This window comes from Beggiatoa leptomitoformis, from assembly GCF_001305575.3.
Classification (GTDB): Bacteria; Pseudomonadota; Gammaproteobacteria; order Beggiatoales; family Beggiatoaceae; genus Beggiatoa; species Beggiatoa leptomitoformis.
Genome location: NZ_CP012373.2, coordinates 4,003,315 through 4,025,451, shown reverse-complemented (window position 1 = coordinate 4,025,451; position 22,137 = coordinate 4,003,315). Strand labels below are relative to the sequence as shown.

Sequence of the window (22,137 nt, the reverse complement as noted above, 5' to 3'; positions counted from 1 at the left end):
GGCAAGCTCGTTGAGAAATATGGAATGTAGAGATTTTATATTTTCTCAGATTTTATCGGGCTTGCCTTCCTTAGACCGAACTCAGGTTACCTAAGATAATCCGATAATGAAAATCTAAATCGCCTGCTTCTTGATAGTAAGTTTCGCCACTTTGCACGGTTTTAAAATGGCTACTTAATAAGCTGTTTAAATCGCTGATTTCTGCCTCTGTCATGTGAACGGCAGCCAACCGCGCCGCCATCCCTTCCAAAGCTTCGCGCACTTGATACAGTTCTTCTAAACCATCTTGTGTTAAGACGACGACACGCGCCCCGACGTTGGCTTTACGTTCAACTAAATGGCAAGATTCTAAACGGTTAATGGCTTCACGAATCACAGCACGGCTCACCGCGTATCTTGTCGACAACTCCGTCTCGCTGAGTTTGCTGCTAGGACGGATGACACCTTCGACAATATCTTGTCGCAATTGAATAAAAGTTTTATCGGCAGTGGTGACAGGCTGATCAGTAGGGAGTATCAGCGATACCATGATGTGTGTCTCTATGGGTGAATTGTCGACAATATAGGCGGTTTTTTGGGGGGGGTCAATGGGAAAATGGGGGAGGTTGTCGACAATGGGGGGAGAATATTATAGGACTTACGCATTGATAATAGCCGAGAAATGAGGATTAAGTTTTCTTCAAAAAACTTGACCATTACAGGAACAACGGCATAACTCCTAAATATTCTACTTTTTACGGTGTGTTGGCTATAGATAATAAATTGAGAATAGCACTTTCAAATACTTGAGCTTGACTACAATGTTGTTTTACTCTTTCCCATTGTTCGGTAATTTTCGGGGCATGTTGTTGATATTCGCGTTTGCTTTTACGAATGCGTAAACCACTTTTTACAGGCAAGTCAGCTAATCTATTTTCTAGCGTTAGATTACATTCCATTTGCCCAAATAATAAATGTTCATCGGGCAAATGTGCAGCAGCTAACCAAGTACCAGAAGACTGGGCTGGTAAGCAAAAAACAGTATTTGCACTTGCACTTGCTGGTTTTAGCCAGCTTTCCACTACTTGTTGTAGTGCTGCTACAGTATCCACTACAGGTGGACAAGGTTTAGTACACGGCAATGTTTGCCAACCCAAGTTTATGCTTTCTTGCTGTATGTTTGCACCACAATCACTATATTGTGTAGCTGCTACATCAACATCAATATGCAGGATTATCCAATCAAAAAGTTCTAGCGTGGGTTCTGTGTCTATGTTTCCAGAACATTGTTTACTCATTTCACGACACCATTTTAATACGCCACACCAGCCATTACCCATTTGTGGACGACTGGGACTGGCTTCTGGCTGAAGTCGCGTTAATACAAAAGGAGCTGGCAGAATCGCTTTGAGTGCAGCTTGGATGATTTCATAATCTGTTGGTCCTTCTGCAACTAAGGCAATGCGCAAATTAGACATTGGGAACAGCTCCTAAACGTCCCATTAACCATAAGCGAGAAAGCGGGTATTCTTGATTAAGTTTAAGTAAACATTCACTTAATTCAATGCGACGTACACAGGTCATGCCATTACTATCACGTTCTATGGCAAATAAACGTATTTCTGGATCAGTTAAATCTAAGCCATCTAATATAGCGGGGTTATGTACGGTAAATAAAATTTGTCGATCAGGTGTATTGTTTTTCAACCAATCCGAAAGCCGTTCGGTGAGACGTATTGCTAGACGTGGATTAAGACTTTGGTCTAAATTGTCGATGGCAAACAGGTGCGGAGCATTAGGCAATAAACACAGCGCAGCATAAAATAATACATAGAGTGCACCCTCACTCGCATCACCAGCAGTCAATTTATTGCGACTATTATTCATAAATCTGTCAGTAAATTTTAATACTGATTTAGTCCCCTCTTTGACGGTGTCAATATCTACACTCCAACTGATTAAATCCAATACTGTATCTAATATTTCAAGCGAAACTTCATCATTATCTTTGTTTAATTGTTTTCGTAGTTCTGCAAATGCCTCAGCAAGTTGTCCTCCATTGAGTCCCACAGGATTACGTGGCTGAGCGTCAGACTCAACATTGCGTAGTGTTGGAGTGTTAGGGCAATAAATAGCGTATTCTTGTAGGCATTGCATTAGTTGTGCGGCAGGGGAGGTTGGTTCTAGTTCTACTAATTTCAATGCAGCTAGACCTGCTTTAGTATTTAGGTTTTTTTTATTACGACGTTGTTTATCGGAAACAATAGGGTCTTGCGTGTCTTTTAATAATTCATCTATAAATATCCATGCCAGTTTTGGATGACTCATTGGGTTTTTCAGGGATACTTGGTATGTTTCTTCATTCTCTCCTTCTACGCTGATATGAATATGCTTGGGTGGATCTTGGTCACTGAAGGAACTTTTATATAAACGTGGCAAGCTAGTACGCACGCCTCGACGCATTAAGCTTTCATTATCAACAATGCCATACGCCGCAGCACTTAAGACACCAATGGCTTCTAAAAGGTTGCTTTTGCCCACACCATTGTCACCGATGAGACAGTTAACGCGCCCGAGTTCAATGGTTTGATCGTTAATGGATTTGAATCCCTGAATTTTGAGTGTGCGAATCATATTAGTCTTGTTTTTCCTGTCAGTAGTTCTTGCATAATTACTTGCTTGAGGTCGTGGGTTTTAACACAACATTTTAACTTACGACAAGTCGAGAGACTGTTTTCTCGTTCCCAAACGCTATTTAGGAATACCTGTATATCAAGTTCTGCTTGATAATTTGAGAAAAACTTCTCCCAGTAAGTTATTAACAATAAAGAATCAAATCCTTCTATTCACTACTTAGAAGTTTATCTGAGTATTTTCCTTGTTTCCAAACGTTGCTTGGAAACACATTCGTTGATGTCTTGCATACTAGTAAAGACTGAGCACAGAGCGGTCAAGACGGCATTTGGGAGAGAGAAAAACCCTTAAAATAACTGATAAAGATTTAATTACAACCAGAGTTTTTCCATAAAAAGTCCTCCAATATTCTAAAAATCTTCGCCTACCAAGCAACCTTAGAAAATACCCCAATGAATGAGTTTACAGACTTGTTTGCGCTGTAAGATTTAGTTGCTTACAATTAAAAAGACTCCAATAATATTAATTATCGGGGTCTTTTTTTATAAGCATGATAGGTGAATTCAAATGCGAACACTTGCTGAAATCCAACAAATTTTACGAAACTATCAACCTGAATTAAAAAGCAAATATGGTATTGAACGACTAACACTTTTTGGCTCGTATGCGCGTCAAGAACAAACGGAAGAGAGTGATATTGACATAATGTTATAGCCATGTGCCTGAGATTCCTTGACACAGGCTATTCCTCTTAGTGAGCGTTTTTCTTTTACCTGTACCCAAGTTTCTTGGCTTATATATTTCTTGCTGAGCTATTCTACAAATCTCCGTCCGCATTCTCGATAGTTATAGTTTTATACCCCTGTACGGGTTTTTCCGTATTTCACTGTGTCGCTTTACAGCTAGGGCAAGTTAGCATTTTAGAGACTCTTCTTCTGTTTTCTTATCTTAATATTACTACTTCTTTAGCATTACCAAAAATCCATTGCGACAGTCTAAAGAAAAGCAATGCTTTCTTGTAAAAACCTGCGTTTATTTGAATTACTAAAGATTAATCTTTAAAAAATGACAGTACGGCATAATAGTGGTTCATATTTATTCACCCTGTCATTACTGTTATTCAAGGAGTTAAAACGTAGGACATGAGCGAGAATACGCAAACGATTATCAAACAATTAGAACAGCACATCAGCGAACAAATTTTAGGACAAGCAACCCTTGTTGAGCGACTGTTGATTGCTTTATTAGCAGATGGACATCTACTGGTTGAAGGCGCACCGGGGCTTGCAAAAACCCGTGCCATTAAAGTGTTGAGCGAAGGGATAGAAGGCGACTTTCACCGCATTCAATTTACCCCCGACTTATTACCCGCTGACTTAACAGGAACAGAAATTTATCGTCCTCAAGAGGGCAGTTTTCAATTTCAACAAGGGCCGCTATTTCATCATTTAGTCCTTGCGGATGAAATTAACCGCGCCCCTGCTAAAGTCCAATCCGCCTTGTTAGAAGCGATGGCAGAACGCCAAATTACTGTTGGACGCACCACATATCCATTGCCTTCTCTCTTTCTTGTCATGGCAACACAAAATCCCATTGAACAAGAAGGTACTTATCCCCTACCCGAAGCGCAATTAGACCGTTTTCTGCTGTATGTCAAAATTACCTATCCAGACCCCGTGCATGAAAAAGCAATTTTACGTCTCGCTCGCACGGAAGCCTTACAAGCCAATGATACAACACCGCGTCCCACTTTCTCGCGTGTAAGCCAAGCGACTATTTTCGCCGCGCGCCAAGAAATTCTAAGAATCCATTTAGCTGATGATTTAGAAGACTATTTGCTGCAATTAGTGCTTGCAACCCGCAATGCACGCCCTTACGGTGACGATTTAGCCAAGTGGATACAATATGGCGCAAGTCCTCGCGCAAGCATTGCGTTAGAACGTTGTGCAAGAGCGCACGCATGGTTAGCAGGACGCGATTTTGTTGCCCCTGAAGATATTCAAACCATGGCTTACGATGTTTTAAGACATAGAATTCTACTGAACTACGAAGCCGAAGCTGAAGGCATTACCAGCGACACCGTTATTGCTGAATTGCTTGCCCGTGTTGCTGTTCCCTAAAGGTTACGCCATGTTTTTCCGCACTAAACCGCTAACGCCTCCCACAATGGATAATGAACGGGTACAAGTCAATTTACCGCAATTGATTAGCCTTAACCAATCCGCGCCAACCTTACGCCTTTGGCGGTCACATAAACCCCGTTCACAACAAAGCGGTACATACATTTCCTCTTTTAAAGGACGCGGTATGGAGTTTGACGAAGCGCGTCCGTATCAAGCGGGGGACGATATTCGCGCGATTGATTGGCGCGTTACGGCACGCACGGGTAAGGTTCACACGAAATTATTTCGTGAAGAGCGTGAACGCCCTGTTTTTCTTTGGGTGGATTATCGCGCGCCGATGTTTTTCGCCACACGTGGCGTGTTTAAATCTGTGTTAGCCGCAAAATTGGCGAGTTTATTAGCATGGACAGCAAATTATGCAGGCGACCGTGTGGGCGGACAAATTTTTACTGATAATCAACATCATGAATTAAAACCCCGTCGTGGTAAACCTGCGGTCTTGCATTTTTTAAAACAGCTCACAACTACCCAAACGCCTGCCGAAACGGTTAATAAAAATGCCATTCAAACCGCATTAGGACGCTTACGTCAAGTTGTGCATCCGTCTAGTTTAGTGTTTTTAATCAGTGATTTTCGTTATTTAAATGCGTTGGGTGAGTCGCATCTGGTTCATTTATCCCGTGATAATCAAGTGGTTTTATTTTTCATCTATGACCCTCTTGAATGGCAATTACCGCCAACAGGTTATTATCGGCTGAGTGATGGACTGCAAGAAGTCAATTTATACACGGGCGATAAGCAGTTATCTCAAACTTATGCACAACGCTTTCTCCAACATCAAGCCTATTTACAGCAACTCGCACAACAGCATGGAATGCAGTTTATTGCCTGTGCAACAACGGACGACCCGATTAAATTATTGCAGCGGGAAATGCGGTATTAACGGTTTTAAAATTGGCTGTTGCTATAACAAAAAAACGGATAACACCGCGTAAAGTAGTGGTATCCGTTATTCATCTTTCTGGTTTTTAAGTATGGTTGTTTGTTAATGCTGAAAACTTTGATTCAGACAGACGTTAAACGGATAACACCGTTTAGAGCGGTAGTATCCGTGTTGTTTTATAGTCTAGTATCCCTGCAAACTATCCATTACATTCGGTAACCAAAGGATAATTTGTGGGAAAATGATGATGAGCAGTAAGACTAGCAATTGTAAGATGACAAAAGGGGTAATTCCCCAATAAATCGTGCTGATTCTTATGGTTGGCGGTGCAACGGCTTTAAGATAAAACAGGGAAAAGCCAAACGGTGGAGATAAAAACGATGTTTGAAGATTAACGGCAATTAAAATGGCAAACCACAATAAATCAATACCAAAGTGAGCGGCAATGGGGGTTACAATTGGAACAACAATAAAACAGATTTCCAGAAAATCTAGGAAAAATCCCAGTACAAAAATCAATAACATCGTAACGGTTAAAAATCCCCACATCCCCCCCGGTAAATTGGTAAAAATGTGATGAACCAGTTGATCGCCCCCCATTCCTTTAAACACTAAACCAAACGCCGTTGCCCCAATGAGGATTAAAAAAACCATGCTGGTTAAACGGAGCGTGTGTTGCATCGCATCGAGAAGATTACGCAGGGTTAAGCGTTGGTGAATCAGCGCGAGTATTAGGGCAACAACCGCACCAATTGCAGCCGATTCGGTTGGAGAGGCAATTCCAAAGAAAATCGACCCTAATACGCCAATGACTAGAATTAAGACAGGAAAAACACTTTTGAGGAGTTTTTTTGTGAACCGCCAATTCCACTGATGTTCATCTAAATTAGCCAGTGCAGGCGCGGCTGTTGGGTATCGCCACGCGATAAATATAACATAAAGCAGGTAAATGATGACGAGGGAAAGACCGGGGATAACAGCCCCCATGAATAAACGCCCAACAGGAACACCCATGACATCGCCTAACAGAATTAAGATAACGCTGGGGGGGATGATTTGCCCTAATGTGCCAGCGGCAGCAATTGTGCCTGTTGCCAGCACAGCGGAGTAATTATTTTTGAGCATAGAGGGCAGGGCGATAATACCCATTGTGACTACTGTTGCACCCACAACGCCTGTTGTCGCGGCAAGTAATGCACCTACCAAAATAACTGAAATAGCCAATCCACCGCGTAATTTACCAAACAATAACCCCATAGTTTCTAGCAGTTCTTCTGCAAGCCCCGATTTTTCTAGGACAATCCCCATAAAGATAAAAAGCGGAACAGCAAGCAGCGTGAAGTTGGTCATAATCCCCCAAATACGTAAGGGAAGCAGGTCAAGAAAACCAAGCCCGAGAAAAGTTAGACCAAAAACCAGCGCGATTGCCCCCAACGTAAACGCGACAGGATAACCCAATAGGAGCATAAACATGAGGACAATGAACATCATCAATGCCCAAACATCCATCGTTAAAAATTCCATTATCGTTGTTCCTCAACAGGGCTACCTAAAATAAATAAGAGATGACGGAGCGCGTCACCAACCCCTTGTATAATAAGAAATACAAAACTGAGGGGGAGTATGCCCTTGAGGATAAATCGATAAGGTAATCCGCCCGCATCGGGAGAACCTTCATTAAAAATATAGGCGTTGTAAACGAAACTCTTTGAACAATAAATAATAAGCAGGCTAAAGGGGATGAGCAAAAATAGGCTACCGAATAAATCTAACCATGCACGGGCTTTTGCATTTACCCAACGACTGCGATAGATAATGTCCACTCGCACATGATCATCGTGTTTAAGTGTGTAAGCCGCGCCGAGCAAAAACGCTGCCGCAAATAAGTGCCATTGTAGTTCTTGCAACATCACAGAACCTTGATTAAAAACGGCGCGGGTGAATACGTCGTAAACAATGGCTAACACCATAAAAAGAATGAGCCACGCGCTAATAACGCCCGTCCATTCACTAAAGGTGTTAATAAATCTAACTGTTTTATGTAGATAGTTCATAATGTCAATACGATGGTGGTTGATATGCGTGGGGGTTTTTAACCTACCGTACCCCTCTTTGACTAATGCGATAAAATGGACTCCGCGCGGTCACGCAGTTCTATCGCCGTCTCTTGTTTACTCTCTAATTGTTCTATCTCGTTATCTAAGGTTTTTAAATCATTCTGTATTTTCCGTCGTGTGTTTTCCTCGCGTGAACTACTCAGTAAAGCAGATAAACGTCTATATTCACTATTTTTACTATTTAGTGTTGTTTGCGCGGCACGATAGTTTGCTTCTAAACCGTCTAAATACGCATTTAAAAAAGCGGTTTCTAAATGACTAGGACAAACACCTTCATATTGACTTAATTGCTTCCCTAAATCATAACCCTTGTTCGGACGGCAATAAGTCACGATGCCCTTTTCATATCCCTGTTTATACAACTGAAAATTGGGACGAACTTTATATTCCGCACACGCTTCTTGATGAGAAGAAAAACGTTCTACTTTATAACCTTGCGCGCCATCGTTATAACCAATGGTTTGCCAATTTCCCTGTTGACACTCTTCTTGTGACAAGCTGGCACAACCTGCCAGTAAAAACATAAAACTCCCTGCAAACAGCATTTTTTTTATCAAGATAGCTTCTCCTTTTTGCTTTTCTACATGGTTAAGACAACGGTATTCACCTGATGAATGCGGACAAATCTTGTATTTATCCGCGTACCATTAGCCCCTAAAAAAATCTTCTATACTAGGACAATATGTAAGGAAAATAACTAAAAGAACATAGAGGTGTACAGATGCGTCAATTAATTCAACAAGCGTTATTAACCACAACTTTCCCCACCAATGGCGATTTTACGTTAAATCCACACGCGCCCAAAGTCGCTGAACTGATTCCTGCGGCGGTATTATTGCCATTAGTTGCGTATCCTGATGGATATCGCGTCATTTTGACGCAACGCACGGCACATTTACATCATCATGCAGGACAAATTTGCTTTCCCGGGGGGCGTGTGGATGCAACAGACCAAACGCCCATTGATACCGCATTACGGGAGACGATGGAAGAAATCGGACTACCCGCACAATTTATTGAAATTGCAGGTTCGTTAGACCCTTATGAAACAGGAACGGGTTTTTTAATTACACCGATAGTCGGGTTCGTACAAACGGGTTTTCAACTCACTGTAGATAGTTTTGAAGTCGCTGACGTGTTTGAAGTCCCTTTAAGTTTTTTATTAGACCAACGTAACCATCAACGCGAAATGATGAATTATAAAGGGCAACCCCGTTTTTACCATGTTTTTTATTATCAAGAGCGAATGATTTGGGGAGCAACCGCAGGCATACTCATAAATTTTTATCAACGCCTACAACTTGCCATGACACAGGAAAGTAAGCACACTTCGAGAAATACACATTCTCCTAAAGGCTTATTGGTCTAGTATGCAATATTTTACACGTTATACTCACTACTTATTGATAATTTTCAGTATTATCCTATTAACTCTCAGTGCGTGTACCTCTCTAACGAGTACCAAACCCACGACATCGGCTACTGAAACATTTAACGTTCAACTGTCAGAACAAGACGCGCTAATGGAGGGGTATAAAATTTGGCAAAATGAAAGCGGTGCGAAAATAGAAGGCTTAACCGCATGGAATGCAGGAGAGGATTTTGCCTCTCTAGGAATTGGGCATTTCATTTGGTATCCCGCAGGAAAAATACCCGTGTTTACAGAAGGATTTCCATTATTAATCCAATTTATGCGCACGGAAAAAGTGGACATTCCTGCTTGGTTAATAAACACACCGCATTGTCCTTGGGCAACTCGTGAGGCTTTTAATAGCGCAATCAATAGTAATGAAATGTTATTACTGCGAACTTTTTTGCATGAAACATTACCCGTGCAAGTACAATTTATGGCGCAACGTGTCGAACAAAGTTTACCAACCCTATTGGCAACGCTACCGACTGATATACAAAAGGAAAAAATACGCACACAATTTTATCGCGTCGCACAATCCGCCAATGGTATTTATGCGTTGATTGACTACGTAAATTTTAAAGGTGAAGGGGTTTCTACAACCGAACGTTACAACGGACAAGGCTGGGGATTATTACAAGTGTTGGATAAAATGGCGGGTAATACGAACAACCCAACCGTTGAATTTGCAACGGCAGCCGCACAAGTTTTAACCCAGCGTGTACAAAACTCACCTGTGGAACGGAATGAAAAACGTTGGTTAGCAGGATGGATAAATCGAGTTAATACGTATCGCTAGATGGTTCTGTTTGAATTAAAAGCCTGTCTGAATCAAAATTTCCAGAATTAAAAACCAGAAAAATGAACGAGGGATAATATCACTTAAAATAATATTGTCCGTTATTCCTTTTAATTCTGGAAATTCTGTAAATCCTGAAAATTCTGATTCAGACAAATAAGTGATAATTCAAAAAGTAATCGCTTTTGAACTGGCATTCATCTTTACTTCTTTTTCCACGTCTAAAACCATGGATAATTCTTCACGCAATGCGTCTAGTTGGTCTGAGGAATACAACAAGTGATTAGTACGGTCAGTAATAAAAAATACGTCTTCTACCCGTGAACCTAATGTTGCAATATTGGCTTTTTTCAAACGAACATCGCAATTAACAAAGGCTTGTGCAACACGCGAGAGTAGTCCCGGGCGGTCGGTGGTAATCACTTCTAAAATCGTATGGTCATTGCTACGGTCTTGTGTAAATGTGATACGGGTTGGAACAGTGAAGTATTTGACCTGACGCGGAATACGCCGATTGATGGGATAAAAAGGGACACTTGTATCACGGCTTAAGGCTTCTTTTAAGGCATGTAAAATACCCTCTACCCGTTCTTGATCATGAATTTCTGCGCCACTTTCTTCTAAGACGGAAAAACCCGCCATCGTAAATTCACTTTGTGTGGGAATAATATACGCATCAACAATGGTAATGCCTTGTTGTTCCAGAAAGTAAGTGATTTCTGCAAACAAGGAATCGCGTTCATGTGCAAACACAGTAAATTCAGTACTGCCTTGTGTGTTGTGCCGTTCCATGACTAAAGGCGTTGCTATCGCAATATGGTTTAACACGGCAAACGTTTCGCGGGCGACTTCTTCAGGTGAAGAGCGTAAAAAGTAGTCATCGCCCAAATCATCCCAAAAAGCTTTTACTTTTCCTTCATTTGACCCTTGCAACAGTTGTAGGGCTTGGCTTCGAATATTGCGAATGTGAAATTGTTTATCAGGCACATTACCTAATCCATTGCGCAATACATGCCGAGTTTTACGGTATAAATCAACAAGTAACGCATCTTTCCAATTATTCCACAATTTGGGATTTGTACCGCGAATATCCGCAACAGTTAGCAGGTATAAATAATCTAAGCGAACACAATCACCGATTTTTTGCGCAAAATGGTTAATGACTTCAGGGTCGGAAGTGTCTTGGCGTTGAGCCGTGATGGACATCAGTAAATGATGACGAACCAGCCATGAAACAAAGCGCGCATCATAGTCACTTAAACCATGTGCTTGACAAAAAATCATGGTTTCACTTTCCCCTAAAATAGAATGGTCGCCCCCCCTTCCTTTGGCAATATCGTGAAATAAACCCGCTAAATACAATAATTCGGGCTTGGGTAAAGAATCCATAATTTTTGAGCAGAAGGGAAATTCATGGCGAAATTCTAAAATTCCAAAACGACGCAGATTACGCACAACGAAAATACTGTGTTCATCAACGGTATAAACATGAAACAGGTCGTATTGCATTTGTCCAACAATTTTGCCAAAGGCGGGAATATATGCCCCTAAAATGCCGTAACGATTCATACGCCGTAAAGAACGGGTTAAACCGCGCGGTTGGCGAATGATTTCAAAAAATAGGCTACGCGCCCGTAAATCACGATGAAAGGCATCATCAATTAACCAGCGGTATTGACGCATTAATCGAATGGTGCTTGCTCTAATGCCTTGTATTTCTGGATTTTGTTGTAACAGTAAGAAAATTTCTAACAATGCAAATGGATAATTCATAAAGACTTTATCGTGCATAACCTCAATATAGTCGTTACGCACTTGAAAGCGTTTATTAAGCGGGCGAATATTTGCGGGCAAATCGCCGTATAGAATAACTTCATGAAACAATTGTAAGAGCATGTCATTTAAACTACTGAGTTCTTTAATAGTGCGGTAGTAGTTTTTCATGAAGTCTTCAACGCCTAAATGGGCGTTGGTATCGTGATAACCGAGCGTCGCAGAAAGCGAGCGTTGATGGTCAAATAAAATACGGTCTTCACGCCGTTTTGCCATGATGTGTAATAACTGGCGGATTTTCCATAAAAACTCTTGTCCGCCTATCATTGCTTTGTATTCTTCTTCTGTTAAAAAGCCATGATGAACTAAATCGTGTAAGGTTCGCGCACCAAAATGGCGTTTTGCAACCCATGCAACGGTTTGAATATCACGCAAACCACCGGGACCTTCTTTTATATTGGGTTCAAGATTGTAGCCTGTACCGTGATATTTTTCGTGGCGTAAATTTTGTTCATTGACTTTAGCGGCAAAAAATTCTTTGCTTGCCCACATTCGATTAGGATGAATGCGCCCAACCATATCATTAAATAGGGTTTGTGAGCCTGTTAATAAGCGTGCTTCCATTAAGTTAGTAATCACCGTAATGTCTGCAAGGGCTTCTTGTTCGCATTCGTCTAGGGTGCGAACACTATGCCCAACTTCTAACTGAATATCCCATAAAAACGTAATAAATGCGGTTGCGTCTTCTTGTGTTGTGTTATCCATGGGATGACGCAATAAAATCATCAGGTCTATATCTGAATAGGGATGTAATTCGCCCCGTCCATAACCGCCAACGGCAACTAATGCCATGTCGTCAGGCACAGACCAGTTGTAACATTGCCATGCCGCAAATAATATCTGGTCAATCAGCCATGCGCGCTGGGTAACTGCTTCTATCGCATTCATAGAAAGTTGAAACCGTGCATTAAGTATCTCATTTCCTTGTTGTAATGCCTCACGAAAGGCTTTAACAGGCGAGTTAGCTTGCGCGAGCAGGAGCGCGAATTTTTGAGGGTCAAACAGTTGTAGGTCGGTCGGGGTTGCGGCAAACATAATTAGGGAAATCTAGCGTCAATAAAGCGTGATGATGAATATGATGGGGACAATTTTTTTTTGCAACAGCACATAAATTATAGCGGGTGTATTTTAACGAGAGCGTTAGCGTTTTTTTTGTTTTGAGGACAAATGATTATTTTACCCTACCGCTTGGCATTGCCACATTGGTTTAATGCCCAAAGCGTTAGCAACCGCTAAACCTGAATTTAACGCATCTTCATGAAAACCGTTGTTGAAATAACTGCCACAATACCAAGTATTCTGTTGTCCTTGCAGTTGTTTCAGTTTGCCTTGCGCAATAATGGCGCGACTATCAAAAATGGGATACTGATAGTTTATTTCATGTAAAGGATGTTGTGGTTCAATTTGGGGGTTGAAGGAAAGAAAAAAGGCTTGTTTAGTGGGTAAGAATTGTAAACGATTTATCCAATAGGTGACGGAAACTTCTTTTATCTGATTGTGGTGTGTGGTTGCAATATAATTCCATGCTGACCAAATCCGCCGTCGTAATGGCATTAGTAAAATATCCGTATGTAACACCGCCCGATTTTTTTGATATTTAAAGCAACTGAGCAATTGTTGTTCTGCGTCGCTAGGGTCGGTAAGTAATGTTAAGGCTTGGTCGGCATGGGTTGCAATCACGACTGCATCAAATGTGTTTTGATTACCTAGCGCATCATAAACATAACAACCTGTCGGGTGGCGTGTAATAGCAGTTGCAGGGGTGGAAAGATGTAATTTATCACGGATGTCTGCGGTAATTATTTGAATATAGCGTTGTGTGCCACCCTCTATTGTCTGCCATAAAGGACGGTCGCTAAGGGTTAATAGTCCATGATTATGAAAAAAACGGAGTAGCGTTAGCGCGGGAAAAGACAATATTTTATTTGCAGGACAAGACCAAATCGTCGCGCTCATGGGCAATAAATAATGCAGACGGAATGCTTGACTATAACCGCCTCGTTGTAAAAAATCGCCGAGCGTTAATGTAACTACAGACGGGTTTTTATTTGCTAACAACGCTTTCCCTTCTCGATTAAATCGTAAAATATCCCACAATAACAAATAAAAATCAGGATTAAATAAATTGCGCCGTTGTCCAAATAAGGTATTTAAATCACTCCCCGCATACTCAATTTTTCCTTGATCCAGTGACATAGAAAAACTCATTGCCATCTGATGCGTTTTTATATTTAAGTAATTAAATAAAGCAGATAAGTTTGGATAGTTTAATTCGTTATATAAAAGAAACCCTGTATCTATACTAAAAATTCCCTCGTCGGTTTTCACGGTAATCATTTGGCTATGTCCGCCAACATAATTATTTTGTTCATAAATCGTAATATCATGTTGTGTATGTAATAACCATGCAGCACACAATCCTGAAATACCCGTTCCAATAATGGCAATTTTCAAAACTCCCCCTTATTATCTTTATTATTCTATTGGTTACATAATACTAGGCGATAGACATTAACGCACATAACAGGTTCAACCATACCCCATTGTGCGGGTAAATTTGCACTGACCCTAAACGTGGGTTAATCCTAATGCTGGAATAGGAAATGTATTTGGAGATAAACTGAAATGATAGTAAAAATACGGCTAAAGCTACATGAACACCGTTACAAATGTTCTTAGTCTGTTGGAGGTGATTACACGGATACCATCACCTCAAGCGCACTTTAAGCGATAGTATCCATTGTTTTTCTTTAATACTTGGCAGAGGAAAAGCCGTTTTTCTCCACTGACAACGGCTTAAGAATACCCGCTATAAGTCAATATAATCCTCGTCTGTCACAGCGGGAAAACTCATTCGCCTTACTCGTAACAAGTGTAAACGACGACTATTAGAACGAATAACTTCAAATTCTAAGCCTTCTAAAAAGATTTTTTCTCCACGTTGCGGTAAATGTCCAAAGGTATTAATCACAACGCCGCCAATGGTGTCAAATTCTTCATTACTAAAATTAGTTTTAAAGTATTCATTAAACTCCTCTATTGGCGTTAAGGCCAAAACCGAGTAAATATCTGTTTCTCTGGGTTTAATATACACTTGATCATCAAAATCGTGTTCGTCATCAATATCACCCACAATTTGTTCAATCACATCTTCAATCGTTACTAAACCCGCAACACCACCATATTCATCGACGACAATTGCCATGTGGTTACGACTGGTACGAAACTCGCGCAATAAAATATTTAACCGCTTACTTTCAGGCACAAAGACCGCAGGACGCATTAAATCACGCGGATTAAAATCATTCGGTTTACCTTGGGCAAAATATTCCAGCAAATCTTTAGCAAGAAAAATACCTTGAACATCATCCTTATTCTCGCCCAACATCGGAAAGCGAGAATGTCCTGATTCTATTACCGTCCGCATCATATCTTCGGGCGTATCGTCCAAATATAAAACCACCATTTGCGCACGCGGAATCGTAATATCGCGCACCTGCATTTCAGCAATCGCTAACGCACCCTCAATCATATTTAACGTATCGGTATTAAATAGACTGCGTTTTTGTGCATCACGTAACAGGGTTATCAATTGTTCTTTATCTTGCGGCTCATTTGCAAGTGCTTGGCGTAAACGTCCAAACCAAGAAAACATTAAAGAAGTTGTTTGAGAAGGGGGGGGGACAGCGTTCATGGCTTATCTATCGTGTTGTAAGGATCGGAATAACCCAGTTGTTGCAAAACTTGAATTTCCAAAGATTCCATTCTCTCTGCTTGCGCATCTTCTACATGGTCATAACCAATTAAATGTAGCGTACCATGAATAACAAGGTGCGCCCAATGCGCAAGAAGCGGTTTCTGTTGCTCATTCGCCTCATGGACGACAACAGGCGCGCAGATAATAATGTCACCCAACAAAGGGATTTTTAAACCTTTAGGTGTTTCAAAAGGAAAAGATAAAACATTCGTTGCATAGGCTTTTTGTCGCCATGTTTCATTTAATGTTTTACCTTCCGCTTCGTCAACAATACGAATGGTTAGCGCGTTTTTACGGCTGATTTTTAAGCGGGTTTGAATATCAGGATGGTGTAAAACGGCGTTGACCCAGCTCACAAATTGGCTACGGGTGGGTAAATCGGAAACCGCACAGGCGTATTGAAGGTCAACGTCTGCGTTCATAGATGTCCATTAGAGATAAGAGTGTCGGTTGTGAATAGAAAAGGGGACACCATTGATTAAACAGTGTCCCACGATGGATTAATAAAGTTTACAGTGACATCCAACAGAAAAACAAGTGTTCTCGCCTAGTACTCATTTTACGAGCATTTTTTCTGCACGGTCATAAGCATCAATGATACGCGCAACAATCGGATGACGAACAACATCTTTACTATCAAAAAACGTAAAGCTGATACCCTCAACCTCTTGTAAAATTTTAATAACGTGTTTCAAGCCCGACTGCTTTTCGTTGGGTAAATCAATTTGCGTCACGTCGCCCGTAATAACGGCTGTAGAACCAAAGCCAATACGGGTTAAAAACATTTTCATCTGCTCTAGCGTTGTATTTTGCGCCTCATCTAAAATGATGAAAGAATCATTCAATGTGCGCCCACGCATATAAGCTAACGGTGCAATTTCAATCACACTACGCTCGATAAACTTCGTCACCCGCTCAAAGCCCAACATTTCATACAAGGCATCATACAAAGGGCGTAAATACGGGTCGACCTTCTGCGCTAAATCCCCCGGGAGAAACCCCAACCGCTCACCCGCTTCTACCGCAGGACGCACCAACAGAATACGACGAATCTGCTCACGCTCTAAGGCTTCAACGGCGCAGGCAACGGCTAAATAGGTTTTACCCGTTCCCGCAGGGCCAACACCAAAGTTAATATCATGGCGAAATATCCGATTAAGATAATTACGTTGATTAATTCCCCGACCTCTCACCATACCGCGCCGTGTCCGAATAATCACTTCAGCCCCTTCAGGATCATCTAAAGGTGCAGGCATTAACGCATCTTCAAGGCTTGCAGGTTGAGAATATAAATGCACCCGTTCAGGGCTTAGGGGTTCGTTAGCAGTATAAAGCTGATTCAACACTTCAGTTACATTTTTCACGGCATCATCCATACCAACAACCCGAAATTGATGACCTCGGTTGTTGATTTTTACATTAAAACGTCTTTCGAGTTGGCGTAAATGTTCGTCAAACTGCCCACATAAATTCGCTAATTTCTGATTATCAAATGGCTCTAAGATAAAATCATTCGTCATTAGCGTGTCTGGATTTGGGATTTGTTTGCTCAAGGGTAAAAAGATTCCTTGTTGTGCGGATGTGCTGCATTAATTTTCCACCACACCCCGTAACGAATTAGGCAGAGCCTCAGTAATACGGATATTAACAAACTGACCGATTAAACGAGAGTCTGCGATGAAATTAACCACACGATTATTTTCCGTCCGTCCCGCCAACTGTTGCGGGTCTTTTTTGGACGGTCGTTCTACTAAGACTTTTTGTACAGTGCCGACCATCGATTGACTAATAACATTTGCCATATCCTCTATGCGTTTTTGCAATATCGCCAAACGCTGTTTTTTAACCTCGGCTGGCACATCATCAGGCATACTTGCCGCAGGAGTGCCGGGACGCGCGCTATAAATAAAACTGAAAGAATGGTCAAAACCAACCTCTTCAATCAATTGCATAGTCGCCTGAAAATCCGCCTCTGTTTCACTGGGGAAACCAATAATAAAATCCGATGATAAACACAAATTAGGGCGAATTTCTCGCAAGCGTCGCACCTTTTGCTTATATTCAAGAGCCGTATGCCCGCGTTTCATGCGCGACAAAATCAAGTCAGAGCCACTCTGTACGGGTAAATGTAAATGACTCACTAAAGCAGGGACATCAGCGTAGGCCTGAATCAAACTATCGCTTAATTCCATCGGGTGCGACGTGGTATAACGAATACGCTCAATACCCTCTATGGCGGCAACATAACTAATTAACAACGCAAGGTCAGCAACATCACCATCAGCCATCACGCCACGATAAGCATTTACATTTTGCCCCAATAAATTGACCTCACGCACCCCCTGCTGCGCTAATTGCGACACCTCAACTAACACATCTTCAAATGGACGGCTCACTTCCTCACCGCGTGTATAAGGAACAACGCAAAACGTGCAATAACGGCTACAGCCTTCCATAATCGACACAAACGCACTCACGCCTTCCGCGCGGGGTTCGGGCAGACAATCAAACTTTTCAATTTCAGGGAAAGAAATATCGATTTGCGGTTTACGCGATTGCTCAGCCGCTTTTAACATTAACGGCAAACGATGCAAAGTTTGAGGACCAAAAATCACATCGACATAAGGGGCGCGTTCTCTAATTGCCGCACCTTCTTGGCTGGCGACACAACCACCGACACCAATCATAATTTCAGGACGGGCTTCTTTTAAAGACCGCCACGTGCCCAATTGCGAGAACACTTTTTCCTGTGCTTTTTCGCGGATAGAACACGTGTTAAGGAGTAACACATCCGCTTCTGTTGGGTCGTCTGTTGGTTCTAAACCATGCGCGACTTGAAGAGCTTGCACCATACGAGATGAATCATACTCATTCATCTGGCAACCAAATGTTTTAATATAGAGTTTACGTCCCATTGAATTTTTAATAACACCCATCACAGCGAAAATTTACAGTAAATTATATTCTAGCAAGCTATCAGAAGGACGCAAAGTAAATGCCCACTGTATGCCGCTAAAGAATCCATCAATCTAAAACGCCATATCTGCAAATAAGCACAATAAATTGTTTTTCTTCAGGCTTGCTATATAGATAATTTTCTTATCTAATTGTCTAAATTTTCTGAAAATGTCAGTGTGAAATAATGGAACAACAACCGTTGATTAAGCTAGCGCAAGAAAAGAAAGAATACTTACAACAAGCTCGGATAGTAGAAACCGATGCCGCCAGAAAATTTCAGCTAGAAAATGAGATTGAAGCAATGAATAGACAGATTAATGAATTAAAGGAAAGTTCAGACACATCAGAAGATAAACCCCAAACAGGCTCGAATATTCGTATTGACGGCAATCAAATCAATGGAAACAACAATAAAATTCAAGTGATTGTGCATCAATGGCGATGGTGGGGCATAGGGCTTATTGGTATTATGTTATTGCTTGTATTAATAGTAGTGATTTCTCCCAATAAATCGCAAACCGCTACAGGTGATTGTAATACAGTTATTTCGGGTGGAAATAATATTACGATATCTGGTAGTTGCACACCTAACAAATAAGCGAGAACCATCATGCGCCGTACAACAATTTGTTTAGCTATTTGGGCAATATTACCCCCCGTTTATGCGTTTAATGACCAAAGCCAACAGGCTGATGGATATTGTAATGTTCTTGTGCAAGATGCTGATGGAAAGAAAGTTAAGATTATTTGTGGTGTTGACCCCAAAGCACATCAGCAAACGCAGCAAGAAAAATCTGAAGTTGAAAAGAAATTGTTCGATTTATATGAACAACGCATTAAATATTTAGAAGAAAGAAATGAATTGGTTGATAAAACCAAAATTGCTGAAGAAGTTGTGAAGAGTTATAACGAATTGCGAAAAGCATACGAAAACTTGCAAGCACAGGTGAATGCGCAAACGGATGAACACTTAACCCAATTACTCACAGAAGCACAAACGGCTTTATTAACCGCTGAATTGGAAAAAGCAAAACAGATTCTGGATAAACTGTTAGCCACTTTGGAACCAGTAGCGCAAATTGATTTAAAAGCAACAGTACATTTTACACAAGCCCGCGTTGCACTGGCTGCCTTTAAACCGAATGAAGCCCATCCACATTTAAAAAAGGCGTATGAATTACGTCCTGAGAATTTTGAATACGCCATTACCTATGCAGATACGCTCCAAAAATCACCAAGAACCTACCGTGACCGCAACACAGCAATCCTAACGTACCAGACAATTTTAAATTGGTTACGTCCCTTAGTGGAAACAGATAAAACCCGTTTAAATGACTTAGGTTGGACACTTAATAACCTTGCCATATTAGTAGCAGATGACACAACCCATCGGGCAGAGGCAGAAAAATATTACCAAGAAGCTTTAAAAATCAGACGTAACCTCGCCGACAAACAACCAGCTGTCTATCTCCCTGATGTCGCGACTACGCTCAACAACCTTGCTAAATTAGTAAAAGGTGATACAAGCCGTCGGGCAGAGGCAGAACAGGATTACCAAGAAGCCTTAAAGATTTATCGTGACTTAGCCGACAAACAACCTGCTGTCTATCTCCCTTATGTCGCGATGACGCTTAATAACCTTGCTGTTCTAGTAAAAGGTGATATAAACCGTCGGGCAGAGGCAGAACAGGATTACCAAGAAGCCTTAAAGATTTATCGTGACTTAGCCGACAAACAACCTGTTGTCTATCTCCCTTATGTCGCGACTACGCTCAACAACCTTGCTAATTTAGTAAAAGGTGATACAAGCCGTCGGGCAGAGGCAGAAAAGTATTACCAAGAAACCTTAAAAATTAGACGTGACTTAGCCGACAAACAACCTGCTGTCTATCTCCCTGATGTCGCGGGTACGCTCAATAACTTTGCACTATTAATAGCAAGTGATACAAGCCGTCAGGCAGAAGCAGAACAGGATTACCAAGAAGCCTTAAAAATTAGACGTGACTTAGCCAACAAACAACCTGAGGTCTATCTCCCTGATGTCGCGATGACGCTCAATAATCTTGCACTATTAATAGCAAGTAATACAAGCCGTCGGACAGAGGCAGAACAGTATTACCAAGAAGCCTTAAAAATTAGACGTGACTTAGCCAACAAACAACCTGAGGTCTATCTCCCTGATGTCGCGATGACGCTCAATAATCTTGCACTATTAATAGCAAGTAATACAAGCCGTCGGACAGAGGCAGAACAGTATTACCAAGAAGCCTTAAAAATTAGACGTGATTTAGCCAACACACAACCTTTGGTCTATCTCCCTGATGTCGCTCAAACGCTCAATAATTTTGCAAGTCTAGTAGCAAGTGACACAAACCGTCGGGCAGAGGCAGAACAGTATTACCAAGAAGCCTTAAAAATTAGACGTGATTTAGCCGACAAACAGCCTGCGGTCTATCTCCCTTATGTTGCTCAAACGCTCAATGGTTTTGCAAGTTTAGTAGCAAGTAATACAAGCCGTCGGGCAGAGGCAGAACAGTATTACCAAGAAGCTTTAAAAATCAGACGTTACCTAGCCGACAAACAACCTGCGGTCTATCTCCCTGATATCGCTTGGACGCTCAACAACCTTGCTAATTTAGCATCAAAGGATACAAACCGTCGGGCAGAGGCAGAACAGTATTACCAAGAAGCTTTAAAAATCAGACGTTACCTAGCCGACAAACAACCTGCGGTCTATCTCCCTGATATCGCTTGGACGCTCAATAACCTTGCCGTGTTAGTAGCAGATGATACAACCCGTCGGGCAGAGGCAGAACAATATTACCAAGAAGCTTTAAAAATTAGACGTTACCTAGCCGACGAACAACCTGCGGTCTATCTCCCTTATGTCGCTCAAACGCTCAATAGTTTTGCAAGTTTAGTAGCAAGTGATACAACCCGTCGGGCAGAGGCAGAACGATATTACCAAGAAGCTTTAAAAATCAGACGTGACTTAGCCGACAAGCAACCTGCGGTCTATCTCCCTTATGTCGCTCAAACGCTCAATAGTTTTGCAAGTTTAGTAGCAAGTGATACAAACCGTCGGGCAGAGGCAGAAAAGTTTTACCAAAAAGCCTTAGAAATTAGACGTGACTTAGCCGACAAACAGCCTGCGGTCTATCTCCCTTATGTTGCGGATACGCTCTACAACCTTGCTGTGCTAGTAGCAAGTGATACAAGCCGTCGGGCAGAGTCCGAGAAGTATTACCAAGAAGCCTTAAAAATTAGATGTGACTTAGCCGACAAACAGCCTGCGGTCTATCTCCCTTATGTTGCTCAAACGCTCAATGGTTTTGCAAGTTTAGTAGCAAGTGATACAAGCCGTCGGGCAGAGGCAGAAAAGTATTACCAAGAAACCTTAAAGAATTATAGTGACTTAGCCGATAAACAACCGGCTGTCTATCTCCCTTATGTCGCTCTAACACTCAATAACCTTGCTAATTTGTTACAAAGTGATACAACCCGTCGGGCAGAAGCAAAAAAGTATTACCAAGAAGCCTTAAAGATTTATCGTGACTTAGCCGACAAATAACCAAGCGAGAAC

General features: G+C 41.5%; 19 protein-coding genes. 7 read left to right on the top strand and 12 right to left on the bottom strand.

What is annotated here, in order from left to right; translation table 11 throughout:
- Nucleotides 1-70: 70 nt before the first annotated feature.
- The 3 genes from AL038_RS17170 to AL038_RS17160 form a co-directional block, all read right to left on the bottom strand.
- Nucleotides 71-529 carry a GntR family transcriptional regulator gene (locus tag AL038_RS17170; protein WP_236839422.1) on the bottom strand — a complete coding sequence of 153 codons (459 nt, stop codon included), beginning with the start codon at nucleotides 527-529 and terminating at the stop codon, nucleotides 71-73.
- Between the two features lie 205 nt (nucleotides 530-734).
- Entirely contained in the window at nucleotides 735-1,457 is a 723-nt protein-coding gene (locus tag AL038_RS17165) for a hypothetical protein (RefSeq protein ID WP_062154914.1), read from the bottom strand.
- A complete protein-coding gene (locus AL038_RS17160) occupies nucleotides 1,450-2,613 on the bottom strand; it encodes an AAA family ATPase (protein WP_062154912.1) in 1,164 nt (387 codons plus the stop codon). Before AL038_RS17160 ends, AL038_RS17165 begins: the two co-directional genes overlap by 8 nt.
- A 567-nt stretch (nucleotides 2,614-3,180) precedes the next feature.
- Here AL038_RS17160 and AL038_RS17155 point away from each other — a divergent pair.
- From AL038_RS17155 to AL038_RS17145, 3 genes are all read left to right on the top strand, one after another.
- A complete protein-coding gene (locus AL038_RS17155) occupies nucleotides 3,181-3,327 on the top strand; it encodes a nucleotidyltransferase family protein (protein ID WP_083991571.1) in 147 nt (48 codons plus the stop codon).
- 428 nt (nucleotides 3,328-3,755) lie between these two features.
- The gene (locus tag AL038_RS17150) at nucleotides 3,756-4,733 is read left to right on the top strand and encodes an AAA family ATPase (RefSeq protein ID WP_062154910.1); all 978 of its coding nucleotides are present in this window, start codon (nucleotides 3,756-3,758) and stop codon (nucleotides 4,731-4,733) included.
- A 10-nt stretch (nucleotides 4,734-4,743) separates the two neighbouring features.
- Nucleotides 4,744-5,679 carry a DUF58 domain-containing protein gene (locus tag AL038_RS17145; protein ID WP_062154908.1) on the top strand — a complete coding sequence of 312 codons (936 nt, stop codon included), beginning with the start codon at nucleotides 4,744-4,746 and terminating at the stop codon, nucleotides 5,677-5,679.
- A 183-nt stretch (nucleotides 5,680-5,862) separates the two neighbouring features.
- Here the strand turns inward: AL038_RS17145 and AL038_RS17140 are convergent, their stop codons facing one another.
- From AL038_RS17140 to AL038_RS17130, 3 genes are all read right to left on the bottom strand, one after another.
- Nucleotides 5,863-7,188: a TRAP transporter large permease gene (locus tag AL038_RS17140; RefSeq protein WP_062155603.1), complete on the bottom strand. Its 1,326-nt coding sequence runs from the start codon at nucleotides 7,186-7,188 to the stop codon at nucleotides 5,863-5,865.
- A gap of 14 nt (nucleotides 7,189-7,202) precedes the next feature.
- Entirely contained in the window at nucleotides 7,203-7,733 is a 531-nt protein-coding gene (locus AL038_RS17135; protein WP_062154906.1) for a TRAP transporter small permease subunit, read from the bottom strand.
- Between the two features lie 62 nt (nucleotides 7,734-7,795).
- The gene (locus AL038_RS17130; RefSeq protein ID WP_145917128.1) at nucleotides 7,796-8,353 is read right to left on the bottom strand and encodes a DUF2799 domain-containing protein; all 558 of its coding nucleotides are present in this window, start codon (nucleotides 8,351-8,353) and stop codon (nucleotides 7,796-7,798) included.
- 164 nt (nucleotides 8,354-8,517) lie between these two features.
- Here AL038_RS17130 and AL038_RS17125 point away from each other — a divergent pair, with 164 nt between their 5' ends.
- Nucleotides 8,518-9,165, top strand: coding sequence for a CoA pyrophosphatase (locus AL038_RS17125; RefSeq protein ID WP_062154901.1), 648 nt, complete (start codon nucleotides 8,518-8,520; stop codon nucleotides 9,163-9,165).
- A 1-nt stretch (nucleotide 9,166) separates the two neighbouring features.
- A complete protein-coding gene (locus AL038_RS17120; RefSeq protein WP_062154899.1) occupies nucleotides 9,167-10,006 on the top strand; it encodes a hypothetical protein in 840 nt (279 codons plus the stop codon).
- 168 nt (nucleotides 10,007-10,174) lie between these two features.
- Here AL038_RS17120 and glnD read toward each other — a convergent pair whose 3' ends face one another.
- The 6 genes from glnD to miaB all read right to left on the bottom strand — a co-directional run bounded on the left by glnD (nucleotide 10,175) and on the right by miaB (nucleotide 18,511).
- Entirely contained in the window at nucleotides 10,175-12,874 is a 2,700-nt protein-coding gene (glnD, locus tag AL038_RS17115; protein WP_062154897.1) for a [protein-PII] uridylyltransferase, read from the bottom strand.
- A 141-nt stretch (nucleotides 12,875-13,015) separates the two neighbouring features.
- Nucleotides 13,016-14,293 (bottom strand): NAD(P)/FAD-dependent oxidoreductase, encoded by a 1,278-nt coding sequence (locus AL038_RS17110; RefSeq protein WP_062154895.1) that lies wholly within the window; start codon nucleotides 14,291-14,293, stop codon nucleotides 13,016-13,018.
- Between the two features lie 355 nt (nucleotides 14,294-14,648).
- The gene (locus AL038_RS17105; protein WP_062154893.1) at nucleotides 14,649-15,533 is read right to left on the bottom strand and encodes an HlyC/CorC family transporter; all 885 of its coding nucleotides are present in this window, start codon (nucleotides 15,531-15,533) and stop codon (nucleotides 14,649-14,651) included.
- Entirely contained in the window at nucleotides 15,530-16,018 is a 489-nt protein-coding gene (gene ybeY / locus AL038_RS17100) for an rRNA maturation RNase YbeY (protein ID WP_062154891.1), read from the bottom strand. Before ybeY ends, AL038_RS17105 begins: the two co-directional genes overlap by 4 nt.
- Nucleotides 16,019-16,150: 132 nt before the next feature.
- The gene (locus AL038_RS17095; RefSeq protein ID WP_414635096.1) at nucleotides 16,151-17,149 is read right to left on the bottom strand and encodes a PhoH family protein; all 999 of its coding nucleotides are present in this window, start codon (nucleotides 17,147-17,149) and stop codon (nucleotides 16,151-16,153) included.
- Between the two features lie 36 nt (nucleotides 17,150-17,185).
- Nucleotides 17,186-18,511, bottom strand: coding sequence for a tRNA (N6-isopentenyl adenosine(37)-C2)-methylthiotransferase MiaB (gene miaB, locus AL038_RS17090; RefSeq protein ID WP_062155600.1), 1,326 nt, complete (start codon nucleotides 18,509-18,511; stop codon nucleotides 17,186-17,188).
- 227 nt (nucleotides 18,512-18,738) lie between these two features.
- Between miaB and AL038_RS17085 the strand changes: the two genes are divergently transcribed.
- Together AL038_RS17085 and AL038_RS17080 are read left to right on the top strand one after the other, a co-directional pair.
- On the top strand, nucleotides 18,739-19,152 hold the full coding sequence (locus AL038_RS17085) for a hypothetical protein (RefSeq protein WP_062154888.1): 414 nt from the start codon (nucleotides 18,739-18,741) through the stop codon (nucleotides 19,150-19,152).
- Between the two features lie 12 nt (nucleotides 19,153-19,164).
- The gene (locus AL038_RS17080; protein ID WP_062154886.1) at nucleotides 19,165-22,125 is read left to right on the top strand and encodes a tetratricopeptide repeat protein; all 2,961 of its coding nucleotides are present in this window, start codon (nucleotides 19,165-19,167) and stop codon (nucleotides 22,123-22,125) included.
- Nucleotides 22,126-22,137 lie beyond the last annotated feature (12 nt).

Coding starts and splice junctions, on each gene's coding strand:
- AL038_RS17170 (WP_236839422.1), bottom strand. CDS start 529: ATGGTATCGCTGATACTCCCTACTGATCAGCCTGTCACCACTGCCGAT.
- AL038_RS17165 (WP_062154914.1), bottom strand. CDS start 1,457: ATGTCTAATTTGCGCATTGCCTTAGTTGCAGAAGGACCAACAGATTAT.
- AL038_RS17160 (WP_062154912.1), bottom strand. CDS start 2,613: ATGATTCGCACACTCAAAATTCAGGGATTCAAATCCATTAACGATCAA.
- AL038_RS17155 (WP_083991571.1), top strand. CDS start 3,181: ATGCGAACACTTGCTGAAATCCAACAAATTTTACGAAACTATCAACCT.
- AL038_RS17150 (WP_062154910.1), top strand. CDS start 3,756: ATGAGCGAGAATACGCAAACGATTATCAAACAATTAGAACAGCACATC.
- AL038_RS17145 (WP_062154908.1), top strand. CDS start 4,744: ATGTTTTTCCGCACTAAACCGCTAACGCCTCCCACAATGGATAATGAA.
- AL038_RS17140 (WP_062155603.1), bottom strand. CDS start 7,188: ATGGATGTTTGGGCATTGATGATGTTCATTGTCCTCATGTTTATGCTC.
- AL038_RS17135 (WP_062154906.1), bottom strand. CDS start 7,733: ATGAACTATCTACATAAAACAGTTAGATTTATTAACACCTTTAGTGAA.
- AL038_RS17125 (WP_062154901.1), top strand. CDS start 8,518: ATGCGTCAATTAATTCAACAAGCGTTATTAACCACAACTTTCCCCACC.
- AL038_RS17120 (WP_062154899.1), top strand. CDS start 9,167: ATGCAATATTTTACACGTTATACTCACTACTTATTGATAATTTTCAGT.
- glnD (WP_062154897.1), bottom strand. CDS start 12,874: ATGTTTGCCGCAACCCCGACCGACCTACAACTGTTTGACCCTCAAAAA.
- AL038_RS17105 (WP_062154893.1), bottom strand. CDS start 15,533: ATGAACGCTGTCCCCCCCCCTTCTCAAACAACTTCTTTAATGTTTTCT.
- ybeY (WP_062154891.1), bottom strand. CDS start 16,018: ATGAACGCAGACGTTGACCTTCAATACGCCTGTGCGGTTTCCGATTTA.
- miaB (WP_062155600.1), bottom strand. CDS start 18,511: ATGGGACGTAAACTCTATATTAAAACATTTGGTTGCCAGATGAATGAG.
- AL038_RS17085 (WP_062154888.1), top strand. CDS start 18,739: ATGGAACAACAACCGTTGATTAAGCTAGCGCAAGAAAAGAAAGAATAC.
- AL038_RS17080 (WP_062154886.1), top strand. CDS start 19,165: ATGCGCCGTACAACAATTTGTTTAGCTATTTGGGCAATATTACCCCCC.